We start from the raw sequence: 14,875 nt of genomic DNA on the forward strand, positions 1-14,875 counted from the left end.
TTGAATGTCTGGGTTGGACAAAATAACTTTGAGCAGTCCAATGGGTGCGACAGTTTTTACAGGTATAGCGCTGCTTTTTTAGGCGCATAACCAAAGGCATATGATTGTATTGTTCAAAACGGACAATCGTTTCCTTCTTCCCATTTTTCACTATAATTGCTTTCCCGTTTCCATCTACCACAGTAGAACCACAACTTCTACAAGCACGAGGAGTAGGCGAGAGAACAGCATCGACGACCAACGTCTTTTTCTTCTGAAGGGTCTCGTAAGAGACCTCTGTAATCATCAAATCTTTCTCTATTATTCTCAGCATTTTTTTGATAGAATCATTCATATAGCATATCGTCCTCTCAGTTGTTTATTTTGTGGTGATTTAATCATACTAGAGAACGATATGTTTTTTAATACCTAAAATGAAAATGGGGCTGAAGAATCAATTCTGATTCATCAGTCCCATAAATTATAGAGCCAAAATATGATACAATAGTAAAAAACGAGGAGGAAATTGTTTGAAGGGAAAAATCATCAAAGCGCTAAGCGGATTTTATTATGTGGCATCAGAAGATGAAATCTTTCAAACCCGCGCTCGAGGAAATTTTCGGAATCGAAAAATCACTCCTTTGGTGGGGGATGAAGTGATCTTTGAAAGCAGCAATCAAACAGACGGTTATCTTTTAGAGATCTTGCCGCGAAAAAATGAGCTAGTTCGACCGCCAGTCGCAAATGTGGATCAAGGGGTGGTCGTGACAAGTCTAGTTGAGCCGAACTTCTCCTATAATCTATTGGATCGCTTTTTAGTGACGTTAGAGTATGAGGGGATCGAACCGATCATCTTTTTGACAAAAGCGGATCTTGTGAAAGATCTTGCCGCAATGAAAGCAATTGAGGAGACCTATCAAGCAATTGGCTACCACGTGATCACGTCAAAAGCAGAAGGCGAAGATCTATTGGAACTTCAACGGTACTTTCCTGAGCGGATCACCGTCTTTATGGGACAATCCGGTGCTGGAAAGTCGACATTGCTGAATCGGATCGTCCCAGAATTGGCATTGGAAACAGGAGTGATCTCAGAATCTCTCGGGCGGGGGAAACATACGACCCGTCATGTGGAGCTCTTGCCGATTTGTGATGGATTGGTTGCCGATACACCAGGATTTAGTTCGATCGACTTTTTGGAAATCGAAGCGGTGGAGTTACCCAAACTATTTCCTGACTTTTTAGCGGTAGCTGCCAACTGTCGTTTTAGGGAATGTAGGCACCTTAATGAACCTGATTGTGCAGTTAAGCAGGGGGTTGCAGCAAATGAGATTGCCGAGACTCGTTATAAGAATTACGTGCAATTTTTAGAAGAGATTGAAAACCGACGTCCGGTTTATAAAAAGAAGAAAAGGTGAGGGAAAAGCATGATAAAACTAGCACCATCTATTTTAAGTGCCGATTTTGCAAATCTTCAAAGAGACATTGAGTTGGTAGAGCGCCATGGCGCAGATTATATTCACGTAGACGTGATGGACGGTCATTTCGTCCCTAATATTACCTTAGGCCCAAATATCGTTAAAGCGATTCGCCCAGTTACCAAACTGCCGTTGGATGTTCACCTAATGATCACCGAACCAGAAAAGTATATCCATGCCTTCGCAGAAGCTGGGGCAGATATCATTGGGATCCACGCGGAAGCAACACCTCATATCCATCGTGCGATCCAAATGATTGTGGCAGAAAATGTCAAAGCAGAAATCGTCATCAACCCAGGCACACCAGTATCAGCCATTGAACATGTTTTATCCATGTGTGATCAAGTGTTAGTCATGACGGTCAATCCAGGGTTTGGTGGGCAATCCTTTATTGAAGAATCACTAGAAAAAATTGCGGTACTGGCTGCTTTAAAAGAAGAAAAAGGCTACCATTATGATATCGAGGTAGATGGCGGGATCGTTCCTGAGACAGCCAAACGTTGCCTGGAAGCAGGTGCAAATGTCTTCGTAGCAGGAAGCTATATTTACGATGCCGATGAACCTGTAGCACAAATCAGAGCCTTGAAAGAAGCTTTGCAATAAATGAAGATTTTGTTAGCAGCAGGGGGGCGCCCTGAAAATTGGCCACCGCTGATGACGTATGACAAATACATTGGGATTGATCGCGGGGCATTGTTTTTGCTTCAGCACCAACGGCCAGTCGATCTAGCGATTGGTGATTTCGACTCTTTGACCGCAGGCGAACTGCAAGCAGTCAAACAACAAGTCAACACAGTGATCCAAGCTCCTGCTGAAAAAGATGATACAGATACCCAATTGGCATTGGTGGAGACGTTGCGTCGCTATCCAAAAGCGCAAATCGACTTGATTGGTGCAACAGGAGGACGTCTCGACCATCTTTTAGCCAATCTATGGCTGCCTTTAGAAGATCGATTTCGTCCATTTGCCCCAAATCTGCGTTTTTTAGATCGTCAAAATGTCGTTCAGTTCTTTTTACCAGGCACCTATCAATTAGAAAAAGAACCCGAGATGCAGTATTTGGCGTATTGCTGTTTGACGCCGGTAACAGATTTGACGTTGATAGGTAGCAAGTATTTATTAGAAAACGTCCAAGTGCCGTACCCAACTTCTTATGCCAGCAATGAATTTCTGACACAAACAGCAGGTTTTTCCTTTAGCAGCGGGATGATAGCAGTCATTCAAAGTTGTGATTAAGAGACGAAACGTCTCTTTTTTTTGTTGAAAATTTCAGAAACTTAATTACAAAAAAAACATTAAGACGGTCAACTTAGCTTTTGTTTGCAGGGTATTAATGGTAAAATTGGAACTACAGTTTGGAATTATTTGAGGTGTCTTTGTGAAAAAGTTTAATCCTAATAAAAATATTATCATCACATTGATTATTGTGATTTTAGTTGTCACCGTATTAAGCGTGACGATCGCCCGCAGAGCTGCGGGAAACTCCACCAATGTTGTGCAATCAACGGTCAATGACTCCGTTGGCTTTATCGATAAAGTGATTACGGCGCCTTTTCGTTGGATCGAAAATGGTGCGAATTCAGTCAAAAACTTGTTTGTGACGTATGAAGAAAATGAACGTTTAAAAGAGAAATTGGACAGTTTTGATGAATTGGAACAAGCGAAGGACAATGCGCAAAGAGAAATCGATGCCTTGAAAGAAGAGCTAGAGCTGAATGCGACCTTGACGAATTATGAACGGATCTCCGCCAATGTCATCAATCGGTCACCTGATACTTGGCAAGATATGCTGATCGTGGATCGAGGCTCAAGAGACGGCGTTGAGGTCAACATGGCGGTCATGTCGCAAAAAGGCTTGATTGGTCGTGTGATAGAAGTCAATGCAGCTTCTTCTAAAATTGAACTTTTGACTTCTGAAAACCAGAATTCTAACCACTATCCGGTTCGGATCAGCGGCGAAGATGGGTCAAACTTTGGGATTCTAAGTAGTTACGATCAAAAAGAACGTTCCTTGGTCATTACCCAGTTGACAGGGGACAATGAGCTGAAGGAAGGCGATGTCGTGCAGACCTCTGGATTAGGAGGAAACTCACCTGCCGACTTAGCGATCGGAACAGTGATCCGTACCACCAAAGATGAGTTTGGTCTTGATACCCAAGTGTTTGTAAAACCGTATGCCCAAATGTATGATATTCAAGCAGTAACGATTATCAAACGCTTGGCAGGTGAGGAATAGCCATGAAAAAGCATGACTACATCAAATACCTGGCAGCGGGCGTCTTCTTTTTGATGATGTTGGCAGATGGACAACTGACGCGTTTTTTAGAAAAATGGACCCAAGACAATTATATCGCCAGTGCGCATCTTTTATTGATCGCCCTTTTATGTGGCGCGAAGTATTTGCCGAAAAACTTTTTGATCACCACGGCGCTTGTGATCGGCTGCCTCTATGACGTGTATTATGTCGGTGTGATCGGCATCTACACGGTGGCGTTTCCCTTGATCGTGTGGATCATGTATATTTTGCAAAATACGCTTTATCAAAATGTATTTACCATGTTTTTCGGAATGATCATCTTTGTTACAAGCTTAGAAGTTGTGACGTTGGGCGTCCAGTTGCTATTTAAGATCGCCTCAGTTAGCACGTCATTCTTTGTTTCCCGCTTTCTAGCACCTACGCTTTTATTGAACATCATTTTGTTTATCCTTTTAGTCGTTCCATTCATGAAGCTATTCAAAGACGAATAGCTTCATTTTTTTTTGCGTTTGACTGTATAAAAATAACAGCGATTGAAATGTTTTTGTAATATTCCTTTTATCTCTCTGACATACGGCTGTGTTACAATCACACTATCGTGAAGGACTTTAGGTATTCTTAAGCATTTATACATAAAAAAACCATATTAGGGGAAGCAACAGCCGGAGGAATGAAGAGTGAAAAAGCGAATTTTATCTTTATTGTTAGTAAGTTCAATTGTTCTTACTTCTGCAGCAGCACCGACACTTGTCTTTGCATCAGATTTTGACAATAAAATTGAAGAAAAAAATAAAGAGATCTCTGACTTGCAAAACCAGCAAGCGAGCATCCAGTCACAAGTAGCAGCACTTGAAAGCGACGTGGCTGCAATCAATGAAAAAGCCCAAACTTTGTTGCAACAACAAGGTGATTTGCGTGCGGATTCTGAAAAGTTGAAGCAAGAAATTGCTGATTTGAAAGTCAGGATCGAAAAGCGTGAAGAAGCGATCCAAAAACAAGCCCGTGACGTTCAAGTCAATGGTCAAAGCACGAACTTTATTGATGCAGTATTAGAAGCTGACTCTTTAACAGATGCTATTGGCCGTGTGCAAGCAATGACGACGATCGTCAATGCTAACAAAGATCTTGTGGATCAACAAAAAGCAGACCAAGAAGCAGTTGAAGCGAAAAAAGCGGAAAACGACGATAAATTGGCAGAAATCGCAGCGAACCAATTTGAGCTAGAAACACAATTAGGGGATCTACAAGCCAAACAAGCCGATTTAAATGTTTTACAAGCGGAATTGGCTGTTCAACAAGCATCTAAAGAAGATGAAAAAGCTGATTTAGAAAAACAAAAAGAAGAATACGAAGCAGAACAAGCACGCATCGCTGCAGAAGAAGCGGCAGCAGCTGAAGCAGCTACTCAGGAAGCAGCATCAAGCGAGTCTTCAACGTCGAATTCAACGACATCAAACTCAACAACAAATTCTAGTACGACGACTGATACTACGCAAGGCAGTTCATCACAAGGTGGCGGTTCAACAAATACGACACCATCGACTCCTGCCAACAATAACAATAGCAATAACAACCAAGGATCGAACAATAGCGGCAATGGTGCAAGCAATACTCCTGCACCCGCACAAACGGTCAACGGTTCAGCAATCGTAGCCGAAGCAATGAAATACATTGGTACTCCTTATGTATGGGGTGGTACGACACCAGACGGCTTTGACTGTTCTGGCTTTACACAATATGTATTTGCTAAAGTTGGGATCTCATTACCACGGGTAACTTACGCACAAGAATTTTCTGGTACGGTGATTTCGATCAATGAAGCAAAAGCTGGTGACTTGTTATTCTGGGGTAGCCGCGGAAGCACACACCACGTGGCGATCGCTATGGGTAACGGACAATACGTTCATGCACCAACACCAGGTCAAAATGTTTCTGTTAGCAGTTACTCTTATTACTCACCAGATTTCGCGGTACGCGTAAACTAAATCAATTGAAGCTATTTCAAAAGCTGGCGTTTTACGTCAGCTTTTTTTGATTTCTGTTTTAAAAAACGTATGCTTTTTTTGTTTTCAGTCTTGCCAGAACATCTTATAATAGAGAAGAGAAAGGAAGCGGATAAAATGAACAAGACCTCGTCTTCCAGAGAAAAAATGATAACGGTTAAGTTTTATACGAATTATCTTTCTCGCATGATGATGCCGAATTTAAGTATTTTTATTGCGTGGATGCTGATTTCATTCCTGCTGCCTTTTTTCTCAGTCGATCAACAAGTGATCCAGAAAATGGAACAAGGAGTCTTGACTGTGCTGCTGCCCCTCATGATCGCCTATACAGGTGGGCAGATGTTGGCGCCTGAACGAGGTGGGGTCGTAGGAGCAGTGGCGGTCTTAGGGGCTATTCTCGCAACCGATATTCCCCAGGTCTTTGGGGCGATGCTGCTGGGACCGCTAGCGGGCTGGCTATTGTACCGCAGTGATTCGATCGTGAGCAAAGTCAAAAGTGGCTATGAGATGCTGGTGCGCAATTTTATTGCAGGTGCGTTTGGCGGACTCCTCTTTTTAGGCAGTTACTTCCTATTGGCGCCGCTTTTTAATTGGTTCAGTCTCGGCAGCTATCAGCTGGTTGATTATTTTGTTCAGCAAAACGTTTTGCCCTTTATTCATATCATTGTAGAACCATTGAAGGTTTTGTTTTTTAATAATATTGTCAACCATGGTCTATTTACACCGCTAGGGATCGAAGCAGCGGCACTCAATGGTCAGTCGGTTTTATTTTTGATCGAGGCTAACCCCGGTCCAGGATTAGGGGTCTTAGCGGCGTATCTTTTTTTTGGTTCAAAGCGAAACCGAACGAATGCCGCAGCATCCGTTTTTGTGCAGGCTATTGGTGGGATTCATGAAGTGTATTTCCCGTTTGTTCTGCTCGATCCTTGGGTGTTGCTCGGTCCGATCGTTGGTGGTTTCAGTGGCACGCTGATCTTCCAATTTTTAGGGGTAGGCTTAAGAGCGCCTGCGTCTCCGGGCTCGATCTTAGCGATTTTACTCAATACACCGCCGTCTATGATCCTAGGTGTCTTAGCTGGGATTGTCGTCAGTACGGTCGTATCGTTTGCGATCGCTAGTGTGCTGTTAAAACGGAAGTCCAATACAGAAAATGAGGAGCGTAAGATGCCGAAAATGAAGAAAGTCACGGAGATCGTCGTGGCCTGTGACGCAGGGATGGGGTCCAGTGCGATTGGTGCCAGCATACTAAAAAAACAATTACAAGAAGCCCAGCTAACGTTTCCTGTCCGCTATCAATCGATTTATCGTGTGATCGATGATCCCGCGCTTTTGGTGATCACCCAACGGGAATTAGCAGCTATTGCCCAAAAGCAGACACCACACGCACAGCATTATGTGTTAGATAATTTTTTGGCGGCAGATGAGTATGCCCCGCTGATCCAAGAATTACAAAAAAGAGAACAGGATCCGCAAAAATCGCTGCAAAACGAGGCAGCAAGTTCGCTAGGATTTTCAACGATCATCTTTTTGTATACTGGAAAAAAACGCGGTTCACAAACGATGGCAGTGGAGATACTAAGAAAAATGGCCCGCCAACAAGCGCTGTCTTTGACCATAAAAAAAATGGCGTATGAAGGACAAGCTCTTGACCCTACGGCAATCTATATCCTCCCGAAAGAACTTGCAGAAAAGTGCCTGATCCCAGATGTTCCTTTGCTGGTGGTGGATGATTTATTGACGACAGATGCGTATCGTCAGTTACTGACAGAAGGAGTCGACTATGTTTTTGACCAATCGTGAAACACTTTTATTAACGGAATTGATGAATAGTACCGGTCCAGTTTCTTTAGATCGCATGATGCAAGTCTTAAAAGTCAGTAAACGAACGGTGTACCGTGAACTGGCTAATCTAGAAAAATCGCTGGAAACAGTAGGAGCTACCTTAGAGAAGGTCGGTCGTGGTCATTTCCAAATTTTTGCATCAGAAACGAGCATTCGCCAATTGCAAGAAGCCATTATGGCAGATACCGATCAAGAATTCGCGGCTAGTGAGCGACAACATCGTATTTTGCTGCAACTGACTACCGCCACGAAGCCTGTATCTAGTCATTTCTTCTTGGATCGCTACCAAATCAGCAATACGACGTTTTTTTCAGATATCAAACAGCTAGAAGAAAGTCTCGCACGGCTGCCGTTAAGGATCGTGCGCAATCAAGGGTATGAGATCGAAGGCTCCGAAAAATATCGGCGGTTGATCACAGCCAATACACTAGTGATGGAGATCAATGAGTACCAATTTTTCCATTTACTGGAAACCGATGATGAAGCCCCGTTTATTTTTCAATTTCTGTCCCGTGACCATCTATTGCTAGCCCAGCGGCTGATTCGAGAAACCATCGAGCCGCAGTTCAAGGAACTTAGTGACCGCAAATTGGCGTTTATCGTCTTGATGCTGGCGCTAGCCATGGATCGGGTAGCTTTGGGCTACACGGTGGAAGAAGAGACGTACCCGAGTCAGATCAACAAAGACTTGCTGAAGGTGGCGAAAAAGATTTTTGCTCAGATCGCCGAAAAGACGAAACTGCTTTATTCCATCAACGAAATCGTCTTTTTTGCCGTGTTACTAGGTGATTTTGCTAATTCCTTTGATCGTGATTTTTTTGATGACAATTTTGATACTGACTTGGCTTATCGTGTGAAACGCTTGATCGAATTGGTCAGTGAGCAAACGGAAGTGGCGTTTTATGAAGATACGAACTTGTATAAAATGCTGCTGACCCATATCTCAGGAGTGATGACGCGGGCGATTTTAGAAGAAGATCATTTGAACAACCCTATCCTAGAAAAAATCATGAACCAGTATGTCGAGATCGCCAGCGGGATTCGCAATCATCTGCCGCAGGTCTTTCCGCAGCAGCAGTTCTCGGAAGAAGAAATCGCCTATATGGTCCTGCATTTTGCCAATTCGTTGGAAAAAAATCCGAAAGTGTTAGAAGTCAATATTGCAGGGATCTCTCCTAGCGGATTAGCCTCCATCAGTTTATTAGAGATGCAGCTGCGGAAACATTTTCCCTTTATCAATCAAATCACCTTCTTTCGAGTGGGAGATGTCAAACGGGAAAATATCGAGGAGACCTATGACTTGGTGATCTCGACTTCCTTGCTGCCAGGGTATCAAGGAGAGTACAAACTCGTTTCACCGATCCTGCTAGAAGAAGATATTCAAGAGTTGAAGAAGGCCTTCCAAGCCATTAGTCAGAAAAAACGTTCCGCAAAAAAGGCACCCTCTGCTTTGGTCAAAGAGGAATCCTATGAAGCGGTCTTGGCTTTTATCGAAGCCATTAACCAGCTATTGGCGCTGTTTCAAGTGCAAGCCCTTGATAACCCAGCGGACTTGGAAGAAACGTTGCAGCTGGTGCTGACGTCTTTTGATGAACATGTTGTTTTGGATCGTGAGAAAGTCGTTGATCGTCTCTTACGGCGCTACTTCCAAGCGCCAGTGGGCATTCCTGACACTCACTTTGCCTTGTTTCACGCGGCGAGCTCGGCGATCTTGCAACCAGTTTTTCGTATTTTCGACTTGAAACAACCTTTGCCCCTTTTAGCGATGGATAAAAAAGAAATCGCTGTTACCCGTTTATTAGTCATGTTGGCGCCGTATCCTATCAATGAAACAAGCTCTCAGATGTTAGGAAAAATCAGTGGTTCGATCATTATGAATGATCTAAATACGGAGATTTTTAATTCGGGCAATGATTCGATTATTTATCAGTTACTCTCTTCGCTCTTGATTGAAGAAGTAAAACAATAGGAGGGATCAGCGATGTATATTCCACAGGAGCGGATTTTGTTGGATCAACACTTTACCGATGCCACAGAGGCTCTGACAAAAATTGGCGAGTACTTAGTCAACCAGGAGATCGTTTCCTTCCCCTATGTCAAAAGCCTTTTGCGGCGCCATCAAAAAACAGGTGTTTACATCGGTAACTTTGTGGCATTGCCCCATGCGGAAGAAGAAGCCCAGCAATGGATCAAGGAAGAAGGACTCTTTTTGATCCAAGTGCCTGATGGCGTCGACTTCGGCACGAAGGAGCAGCCTAAAATCGCTACGATCCTTTTCGTAGTCGTCCTAAAAGAGCAGCAATTAGCTGTTTTGCAAGAAATCGCCTTTTTTTGTTCTGATATGCAGAATGTTCGGGTGCTTAGTGATGCCGAATCGGTTGAAGAGATCCAACAGATTTTGCTGGCAGAAGAATAAGCGATCAGCAGCAGGCTGGCTTGCAACAAGAGCAGCGAACGAAATAAATGAATGAGCTGCCTCCGTGTACTTGCTCTTTCTACCTTGTGTAGAAGGAGCGGGTACACGTTTTTTTTGTGTTTTGGCAAAATCCAAAAAAATGCTTCACGTGAAACATAACGAAAATAAGCGAGTGCAGGGGCTGCTCGCCTTTTTTTGTCCTATCCGTTTGGCTACAAGTTTTGGCACAGTTTTTTGTGCCAAAGTACGACTTTCGAGCTTTTTGGGAAGCGCCTACAATAAGGGTGTAAGCAGACGAGAGGAGAGAAAAAAATGGAACAGACACAAAAAGCAGCCAAATCATCAGTCAAAGCAAAAGTTCAAAAATTAGGCAGTACGTTGTCGAGTATGGTGATGCCGAATATCGGCGCATTGATTGCATGGGGTGTATTAACGGCATTATTTATTCCAGATGGGTATTTACCAAATGAAGCCTTTGCAACGATGGTCGGTCCAATGCTAACGTATTTGATCCCAATCTTGATCGGGTATACTGGCGGGAAAGTGATTGCTGGTGACCGCGGAGCCGTAGTTGGGGCGATCGCAACGATGGGGGTCATCGTCGGAACGGATATCCCAATGCTATTGGGTGCGATGATCATGGGTCCTTTAGGCGGTTGGGTCATCAAGAAATTTGACGAGATCTTCCAAGACAAAGTTCGCGCTGGCTTTGAAATGTTGGTCAACAACTTTTCATCAGGTTTGATCGGTTTTGCCTTAGCATTACTGGGCTTTGTAGCAATCGGGCCAGTTGTGAACACCTTGACAGAAGCAATGGCAGCAGGGGTCGAAGTGATCGTCAATGCCCACTTGATTCCATTAGCCAATATCTTTATTGAACCAGCAAAAATCTTATTCTTAAACAATGCTATCAACCATGGAATTTTGACACCACTAGGCACTGAGCAAGTCAGCGAATTTGGGAAATCGATTCTTTACTTGTTAGAAGCCAATCCTGGACCTGGTTTAGGAGTCTTGCTAGCCTTCACTTTCTTCGGAAAAGGAGCAGCGAAATCTTCGGCACCTGGAGCGATCATCATTCACTTTATCGGTGGGATCCATGAGATCTACTTCCCATACGTCATGATGAAACCATTGATGTTCTTAGCAGTGATTGCCGGCGGTGTATCAGGAAGCTTTACCTTCCAATTACTAGGTGCAGGCTTACGGGCACCTGCTTCACCAGGTTCGATCATTGCGATCTTAGCAATGACGCCATTCAACTCGGTGATGAGTGTCGTTTCTGTCTTAGCGGGAATTGCCGTAGGAGCAGGCGTATCCTTTATCGTCGCTGCCGCGATCTTGAAAGCGGATGCGAAGGATACGGTGGATAATTTTGAAGAAAAAGTACAACAAACGCAAGCAGCAAAACTTAGCTCAAAAGGCTTGGCGGCTCAACCAATGACTGGCATCAATCGTATCATCTTCGCATGTGATGCAGGCATGGGCTCCAGTGCTATGGGGGCATCGATCTTACGGAAAAAAGTCAAAGAAGCCGGTCTTCCACAAAATGTCTCGAATTCCGCCATCAATAATTTGACGGACGATGCCAATACGCTGATCGTCACTCAAGAAGAATTGCAAGAACGTGCCAAACAAAAAGCGCCAAATGCGACCTTCGTTGCGGTTGAGAATTTCCTGAACTCTCCACGGTACGATGAAATCGTAGCCACATTGTCAGGGACTAAGACAGCGGGGGAGTCAGCAAAAAAGTCTGAAGCAGGCAACCAGGTAGATGTTCCTTCCGCCAATGACCTTAAGCAAGTCAGCGAAATCATTTTGGCCCATGATGATCGCAAAGGTTCGGCAACGATGGCTCAGAAAGTTTTCCAAGATCTTTTAGCCAAAGAAGCTCTGACGATGCCGATCAGAAAAAGCCATATCAATGATCTCCATGCCAACGCCTCTTCACTGGTGATCACAAAAGAAGCCCTAACGCCGCAAGCGCAAACGTCAGCGCCAGAAGCGATCCACCTATCTGTCAATAATTTGATGGGCACGACGAACTATCAACGGATCGTGGCATCGATCAAAGCAGCGAATTAAGAAAGGATGAGCCGAATGCAAGTATTAGAAAAAGACATGATTGAATTGAACAAACAATTTGCGACCAAAGAAGAAGCCATTCGTTACTGCGGCGAAAAATTGCTGGCGGCAGGCTGTGTGGAAGAAGAATACGTCGAAGCCATGCTTGAGCGTGACGAGATGCTCTCAGTCTATATGGGGAACTTTATTGCGATTCCTCACGGCACGGATGAAGCCAAAAAATACGTCAAGAAATCAGGTATCTGTATCGTGCAAGTGCCTGATGGCGTGAATTTCGGTACAGCGGACGAAGAAAAAATCGTCACCGTCCTTTTCGGCATCGCGGGCAAAGGGGAAGATCACCTGCAATTGGTCCAACAAATCGCCCTCTTTTGCAGCGATATCGATAACGTTGTCGAATTGGCGGATGCCTTAGATAAAGAAGAAATCGCCCAAAGTTTGACCGTAGCATAAGCATTTAAGGAGGAGACAAGACATGAAGGCAGTTCACTTTGGTGCAGGTAATATTGGTCGCGGCTTTATCGGCGAAATATTGGCTGCCAACAACTTTGAAATCACGTTTATTGATGTCAATGAAACGATCATTGACGCCTTAAAAGCAAGACAAGGGTATACCATCGAATTAGCCGATGAGACCCAAGAACAGATCCACATCGAGCATGTGACGGGATTGAACAATGCCAAAGAACCAGAAGCGGTGATCCAAGCGATCGCCGAGGCAGACATCCTTACGACCGCCATTGGTCCCAACATTTTGCCGCATATCGCTGAGCTGATCGCCAAAGGCTTAGAAGCACGTCAGCAACACTCAGACAAGCCAGCCATTGATGTGATCGCATGTGAGAACATGATCGGCGGATCGACCTTTTTAAAAAGCGAAGTGCAAAAATACGTTGCGGATTGGTCAGCATTGGAAGCGACGGTTGGTTTTCCAGATGCAGCGGTGGATCGCATCGTACCGCTGCAGCACCATGAAGATCCTTTATTCGTTCAAGTAGAACCTTTTTGCGAATGGGTGATCCAAGAGTCAGGAATGAAATCCTCGATCCGTCTGCAAGGGGTCCATTATGTGGCGGACCTGGAACCGTATATTGAACGGAAATTATTCAGTGTCAATACGGGTCATGCTACGGTAGCGTACACAGGCGCCCTCCAAGGCTATCAGACGATCGATGAAGCGATGCAGGACCATTTAGTGGTGATCCAATTAAAATCCGTTCTCGAAGAAACTGGGCGGCTTTTAATTGAGAAGTGGGCCTTTGATCCCGAAGAACATGAACGGTATATCGAAAAAATCATCCAACGCTTTAAAAACAAACACATTTCCGATGCTATCACTCGGGTGGCACGGACACCTGTCCGCAAATTAGGGACCGAAGAACGCTTTATCCGACCAGTCCTTGAGTTAGAAAAACGCAACATGCAGCCAGATCATCTCTATGAAACGATTGGCATGATCTTCAACTACAAAGACCCTGAAGATGAGCAAAGCCAACAGTTACAAGCACTTTTGGATGAAAAATCACTACCGGAAGTTATTGCAGAAATCACTGGCTTACAAGATGAAGACATGATTGAAACGATCCGACAAAACATTGAAAAATATGCGTATGTTGCCGCATAAAAACGAGTAACACACAGAACAAGCAGATAAATTGCCGCATCCGTAAAAGCTAGCCCAACAAGCGAGCTTTTTCGGATGTGGCAATTTCTTTCAACGCTTGTTCTGTGTTTTTTTGCTCACCGATTGACCTTTGCTACTAACTTGACGATAATAAGAAAAGAAATGAGGGAGAGCGATGGAACGATGGTTTGAAGAAGCCCAGCTTCAAGTAATTGAATTGCCGATCGAATGGCAGGAAAACCGCCCCGTCTATCGGGCCTTTATCCGTGAATTGCCGACGATCCAAGCAGAAGGAACTTCGCGGCAAGCTGTTTATCGGCAGTTGGCAGAAGCCTATGCGGCTTACCTTGCCCAACTTCGAGAGGCCAATGAGACACAGGAAGAAATGACGTCTTCCTTATTATCGACGGAAGAATTATTGCGCTACTATGATGGCGAGACTTTCGATGGTTTTGAGCTGCCCTCTGACGAGTAACGGGGAAAGAGCCATTCACTGAAAACTGAAAAGCTACGCAAGAAAAAACCGCTCAGCTGCAGCTCGATCGATACGAAGGATCGAACGCTGCAACTGGCGGCTTTTTTTCTCTAAGAAACCAAGTCTTATTCGTGGTTAGTTCAATGCCTCGGTAATGGCTTGATTGAAGGCATCTAAGTCATCTGGGTTTCGGCTGGTGATCAACCGATAGGTTTCGTCGATCACGACGGGCTCATCTTTGACGGTGGCACCTGCGTAGGCTAAATCTGGTCGCACAGAATCATAAGCCGTCAAGGTCAAATCTTTCGTCAGTCCTGTTTGGATAAACAGTTGTGGGCCGTGGCAAATGGCAAAGACAGGACGATCAGATGTCAAAAAGTCTTTCGTCAATGACACATAGCGCTCATCGGTCCGTAATTGGTCAGGGGAGAAACCGCCTGGGATCAACAAAGCATCAAAACTTGCAGGATCGATCGTATCAATGTCCGCATCGACGGTAAATGTTCCACCTTGTTTGCCTTCGACGGTCTCGGCGCCTTCATTACTAATAACGACTACTTCGTGTCCAGCCGCTTCCAGTGCTTCTTTTGGTGACGTCAACTCAACATCTTCAACTAGATCAGTGACAATAACAGCAACTTTACTCATTCGATCTCCTCCTTATTACTTGATGAACAATTTGTTCACCTGCTATTATTTATGCTAACGAAGATTTTCGC

General features: G+C 44.3%; 15 protein-coding genes (1 of these 15 running past the window's edge). 13 read left to right on the plus strand and 2 right to left on the minus strand.

Annotated elements, in window-relative coordinates; translation table 11 throughout:
* Positions 1-334, minus strand: the 5' end (the start) of a protein-coding gene (locus tag IGJ05_RS11320; RefSeq protein WP_438725054.1) for an ISL3-like element ISEfa11 family transposase. The gene continues 962 nt to the left of window position 1, outside the view; only the first 334 of its 1,296 coding nucleotides appear in the window; its start codon is at positions 332-334; its stop codon lies beyond the left edge, outside the window.
* 175 nt (positions 335-509) lie between these two features.
* On the opposite strand from IGJ05_RS11320, the gene rsgA reads away from it, so the two are divergent.
* The 13 genes from rsgA (at position 510) to IGJ05_RS11385 (ending at position 14,156) form a co-directional block, all read left to right on the plus strand.
* Complete coding sequence (rsgA, locus tag IGJ05_RS11325) at positions 510-1,394, plus strand: ribosome small subunit-dependent GTPase A (RefSeq protein WP_015510635.1); 885 nt, start codon at positions 510-512, stop codon at positions 1,392-1,394.
* A gap of 9 nt (positions 1,395-1,403) precedes the next feature.
* A complete protein-coding gene (gene rpe / locus IGJ05_RS11330) occupies positions 1,404-2,057 on the plus strand; it encodes a ribulose-phosphate 3-epimerase (protein ID WP_081117067.1) in 654 nt (217 codons plus the stop codon).
* On the plus strand, positions 2,058-2,690 hold the full coding sequence (locus tag IGJ05_RS11335) for a thiamine diphosphokinase (protein WP_081117068.1): 633 nt from the start codon (positions 2,058-2,060) through the stop codon (positions 2,688-2,690).
* 142 nt (positions 2,691-2,832) lie between these two features.
* Positions 2,833-3,690, plus strand: coding sequence for a rod shape-determining protein MreC (gene mreC / locus IGJ05_RS11340; RefSeq protein ID WP_010748844.1), 858 nt, complete (start codon positions 2,833-2,835; stop codon positions 3,688-3,690).
* Between the two features lie 2 nt (positions 3,691-3,692).
* Entirely contained in the window at positions 3,693-4,202 is a 510-nt protein-coding gene (gene mreD, locus IGJ05_RS11345; RefSeq protein WP_010748845.1) for a rod shape-determining protein MreD, read from the plus strand.
* 186 nt (positions 4,203-4,388) lie between these two features.
* Positions 4,389-5,696 (plus strand): C40 family peptidase, encoded by a 1,308-nt coding sequence (locus IGJ05_RS11350; protein WP_266166727.1) that lies wholly within the window; start codon positions 4,389-4,391, stop codon positions 5,694-5,696.
* 69 nt (positions 5,697-5,765) lie between these two features.
* Entirely contained in the window at positions 5,766-7,514 is a 1,749-nt protein-coding gene (locus IGJ05_RS11355) for a PTS sugar transporter (RefSeq protein ID WP_306569688.1), read from the plus strand.
* Complete coding sequence (locus tag IGJ05_RS11360) at positions 7,495-9,525, plus strand: BglG family transcription antiterminator (protein ID WP_081117070.1); 2,031 nt, start codon at positions 7,495-7,497, stop codon at positions 9,523-9,525. Before IGJ05_RS11355 ends, IGJ05_RS11360 begins: the two co-directional genes overlap by 20 nt.
* A gap of 12 nt (positions 9,526-9,537) precedes the next feature.
* The gene (locus IGJ05_RS11365) at positions 9,538-9,972 is read left to right on the plus strand and encodes a PTS sugar transporter subunit IIA (RefSeq protein WP_081117071.1); all 435 of its coding nucleotides are present in this window, start codon (positions 9,538-9,540) and stop codon (positions 9,970-9,972) included.
* 312 nt (positions 9,973-10,284) lie between these two features.
* On the plus strand, positions 10,285-12,057 hold the full coding sequence (locus tag IGJ05_RS11370; RefSeq protein ID WP_005230247.1) for a PTS mannitol transporter subunit IICBA: 1,773 nt from the start codon (positions 10,285-10,287) through the stop codon (positions 12,055-12,057).
* Between the two features lie 15 nt (positions 12,058-12,072).
* Entirely contained in the window at positions 12,073-12,510 is a 438-nt protein-coding gene (locus tag IGJ05_RS11375) for a PTS sugar transporter subunit IIA (protein WP_008381683.1), read from the plus strand.
* Between the two features lie 22 nt (positions 12,511-12,532).
* Positions 12,533-13,681 (plus strand): mannitol-1-phosphate 5-dehydrogenase, encoded by a 1,149-nt coding sequence (locus tag IGJ05_RS11380; RefSeq protein WP_081117072.1) that lies wholly within the window; start codon positions 12,533-12,535, stop codon positions 13,679-13,681.
* Between the two features lie 175 nt (positions 13,682-13,856).
* Positions 13,857-14,156, plus strand: a complete 300-nt coding sequence (locus IGJ05_RS11385) for a hypothetical protein (RefSeq protein ID WP_015510628.1) — start codon at positions 13,857-13,859, stop codon at positions 14,154-14,156.
* Positions 14,157-14,291: 135 nt separating this feature from the next.
* Here the strand turns inward: IGJ05_RS11385 and IGJ05_RS11390 are convergent, their stop codons facing one another.
* On the minus strand, positions 14,292-14,804 hold the full coding sequence (locus IGJ05_RS11390; protein WP_081117074.1) for a type 1 glutamine amidotransferase domain-containing protein: 513 nt from the start codon (positions 14,802-14,804) through the stop codon (positions 14,292-14,294).
* Between the last annotated feature and the right edge of the window lie 71 nt (positions 14,805-14,875).

It is taken from the genome of Enterococcus sp. AZ167 (assembly GCF_051714025.1).
Taxonomy (GTDB): domain Bacteria; phylum Bacillota; class Bacilli; order Lactobacillales; family Enterococcaceae; genus Enterococcus_D; species Enterococcus_D casseliflavus.

Excerpts from the sequence above, each read along its gene's own strand:
- rpe (WP_081117067.1), top strand. The coding sequence starts at position 1,404 with ATGATAAAACTAGCACCATCTATTTTAAGTGCCGATTTTGCAAATCTT.
- IGJ05_RS11335 (WP_081117068.1), top strand. The coding sequence starts at position 2,058 with ATGAAGATTTTGTTAGCAGCAGGGGGGCGCCCTGAAAATTGGCCACCG.
- mreD (WP_010748845.1), top strand. The coding sequence starts at position 3,693 with ATGAAAAAGCATGACTACATCAAATACCTGGCAGCGGGCGTCTTCTTT.
- IGJ05_RS11355 (WP_306569688.1), top strand. The coding sequence starts at position 5,766 with ATGCTTTTTTTGTTTTCAGTCTTGCCAGAACATCTTATAATAGAGAAG.
- IGJ05_RS11360 (WP_081117070.1), top strand. The coding sequence starts at position 7,495 with ATGTTTTTGACCAATCGTGAAACACTTTTATTAACGGAATTGATGAAT.
- IGJ05_RS11365 (WP_081117071.1), top strand. The coding sequence starts at position 9,538 with ATGTATATTCCACAGGAGCGGATTTTGTTGGATCAACACTTTACCGAT.
- IGJ05_RS11370 (WP_005230247.1), top strand. The coding sequence starts at position 10,285 with ATGGAACAGACACAAAAAGCAGCCAAATCATCAGTCAAAGCAAAAGTT.
- IGJ05_RS11375 (WP_008381683.1), top strand. The coding sequence starts at position 12,073 with ATGCAAGTATTAGAAAAAGACATGATTGAATTGAACAAACAATTTGCG.
- IGJ05_RS11380 (WP_081117072.1), top strand. The coding sequence starts at position 12,533 with ATGAAGGCAGTTCACTTTGGTGCAGGTAATATTGGTCGCGGCTTTATC.
- IGJ05_RS11385 (WP_015510628.1), top strand. The coding sequence starts at position 13,857 with ATGGAACGATGGTTTGAAGAAGCCCAGCTTCAAGTAATTGAATTGCCG.
- IGJ05_RS11390 (WP_081117074.1), bottom strand. The coding sequence starts at position 14,804 with ATGAGTAAAGTTGCTGTTATTGTCACTGATCTAGTTGAAGATGTTGAG.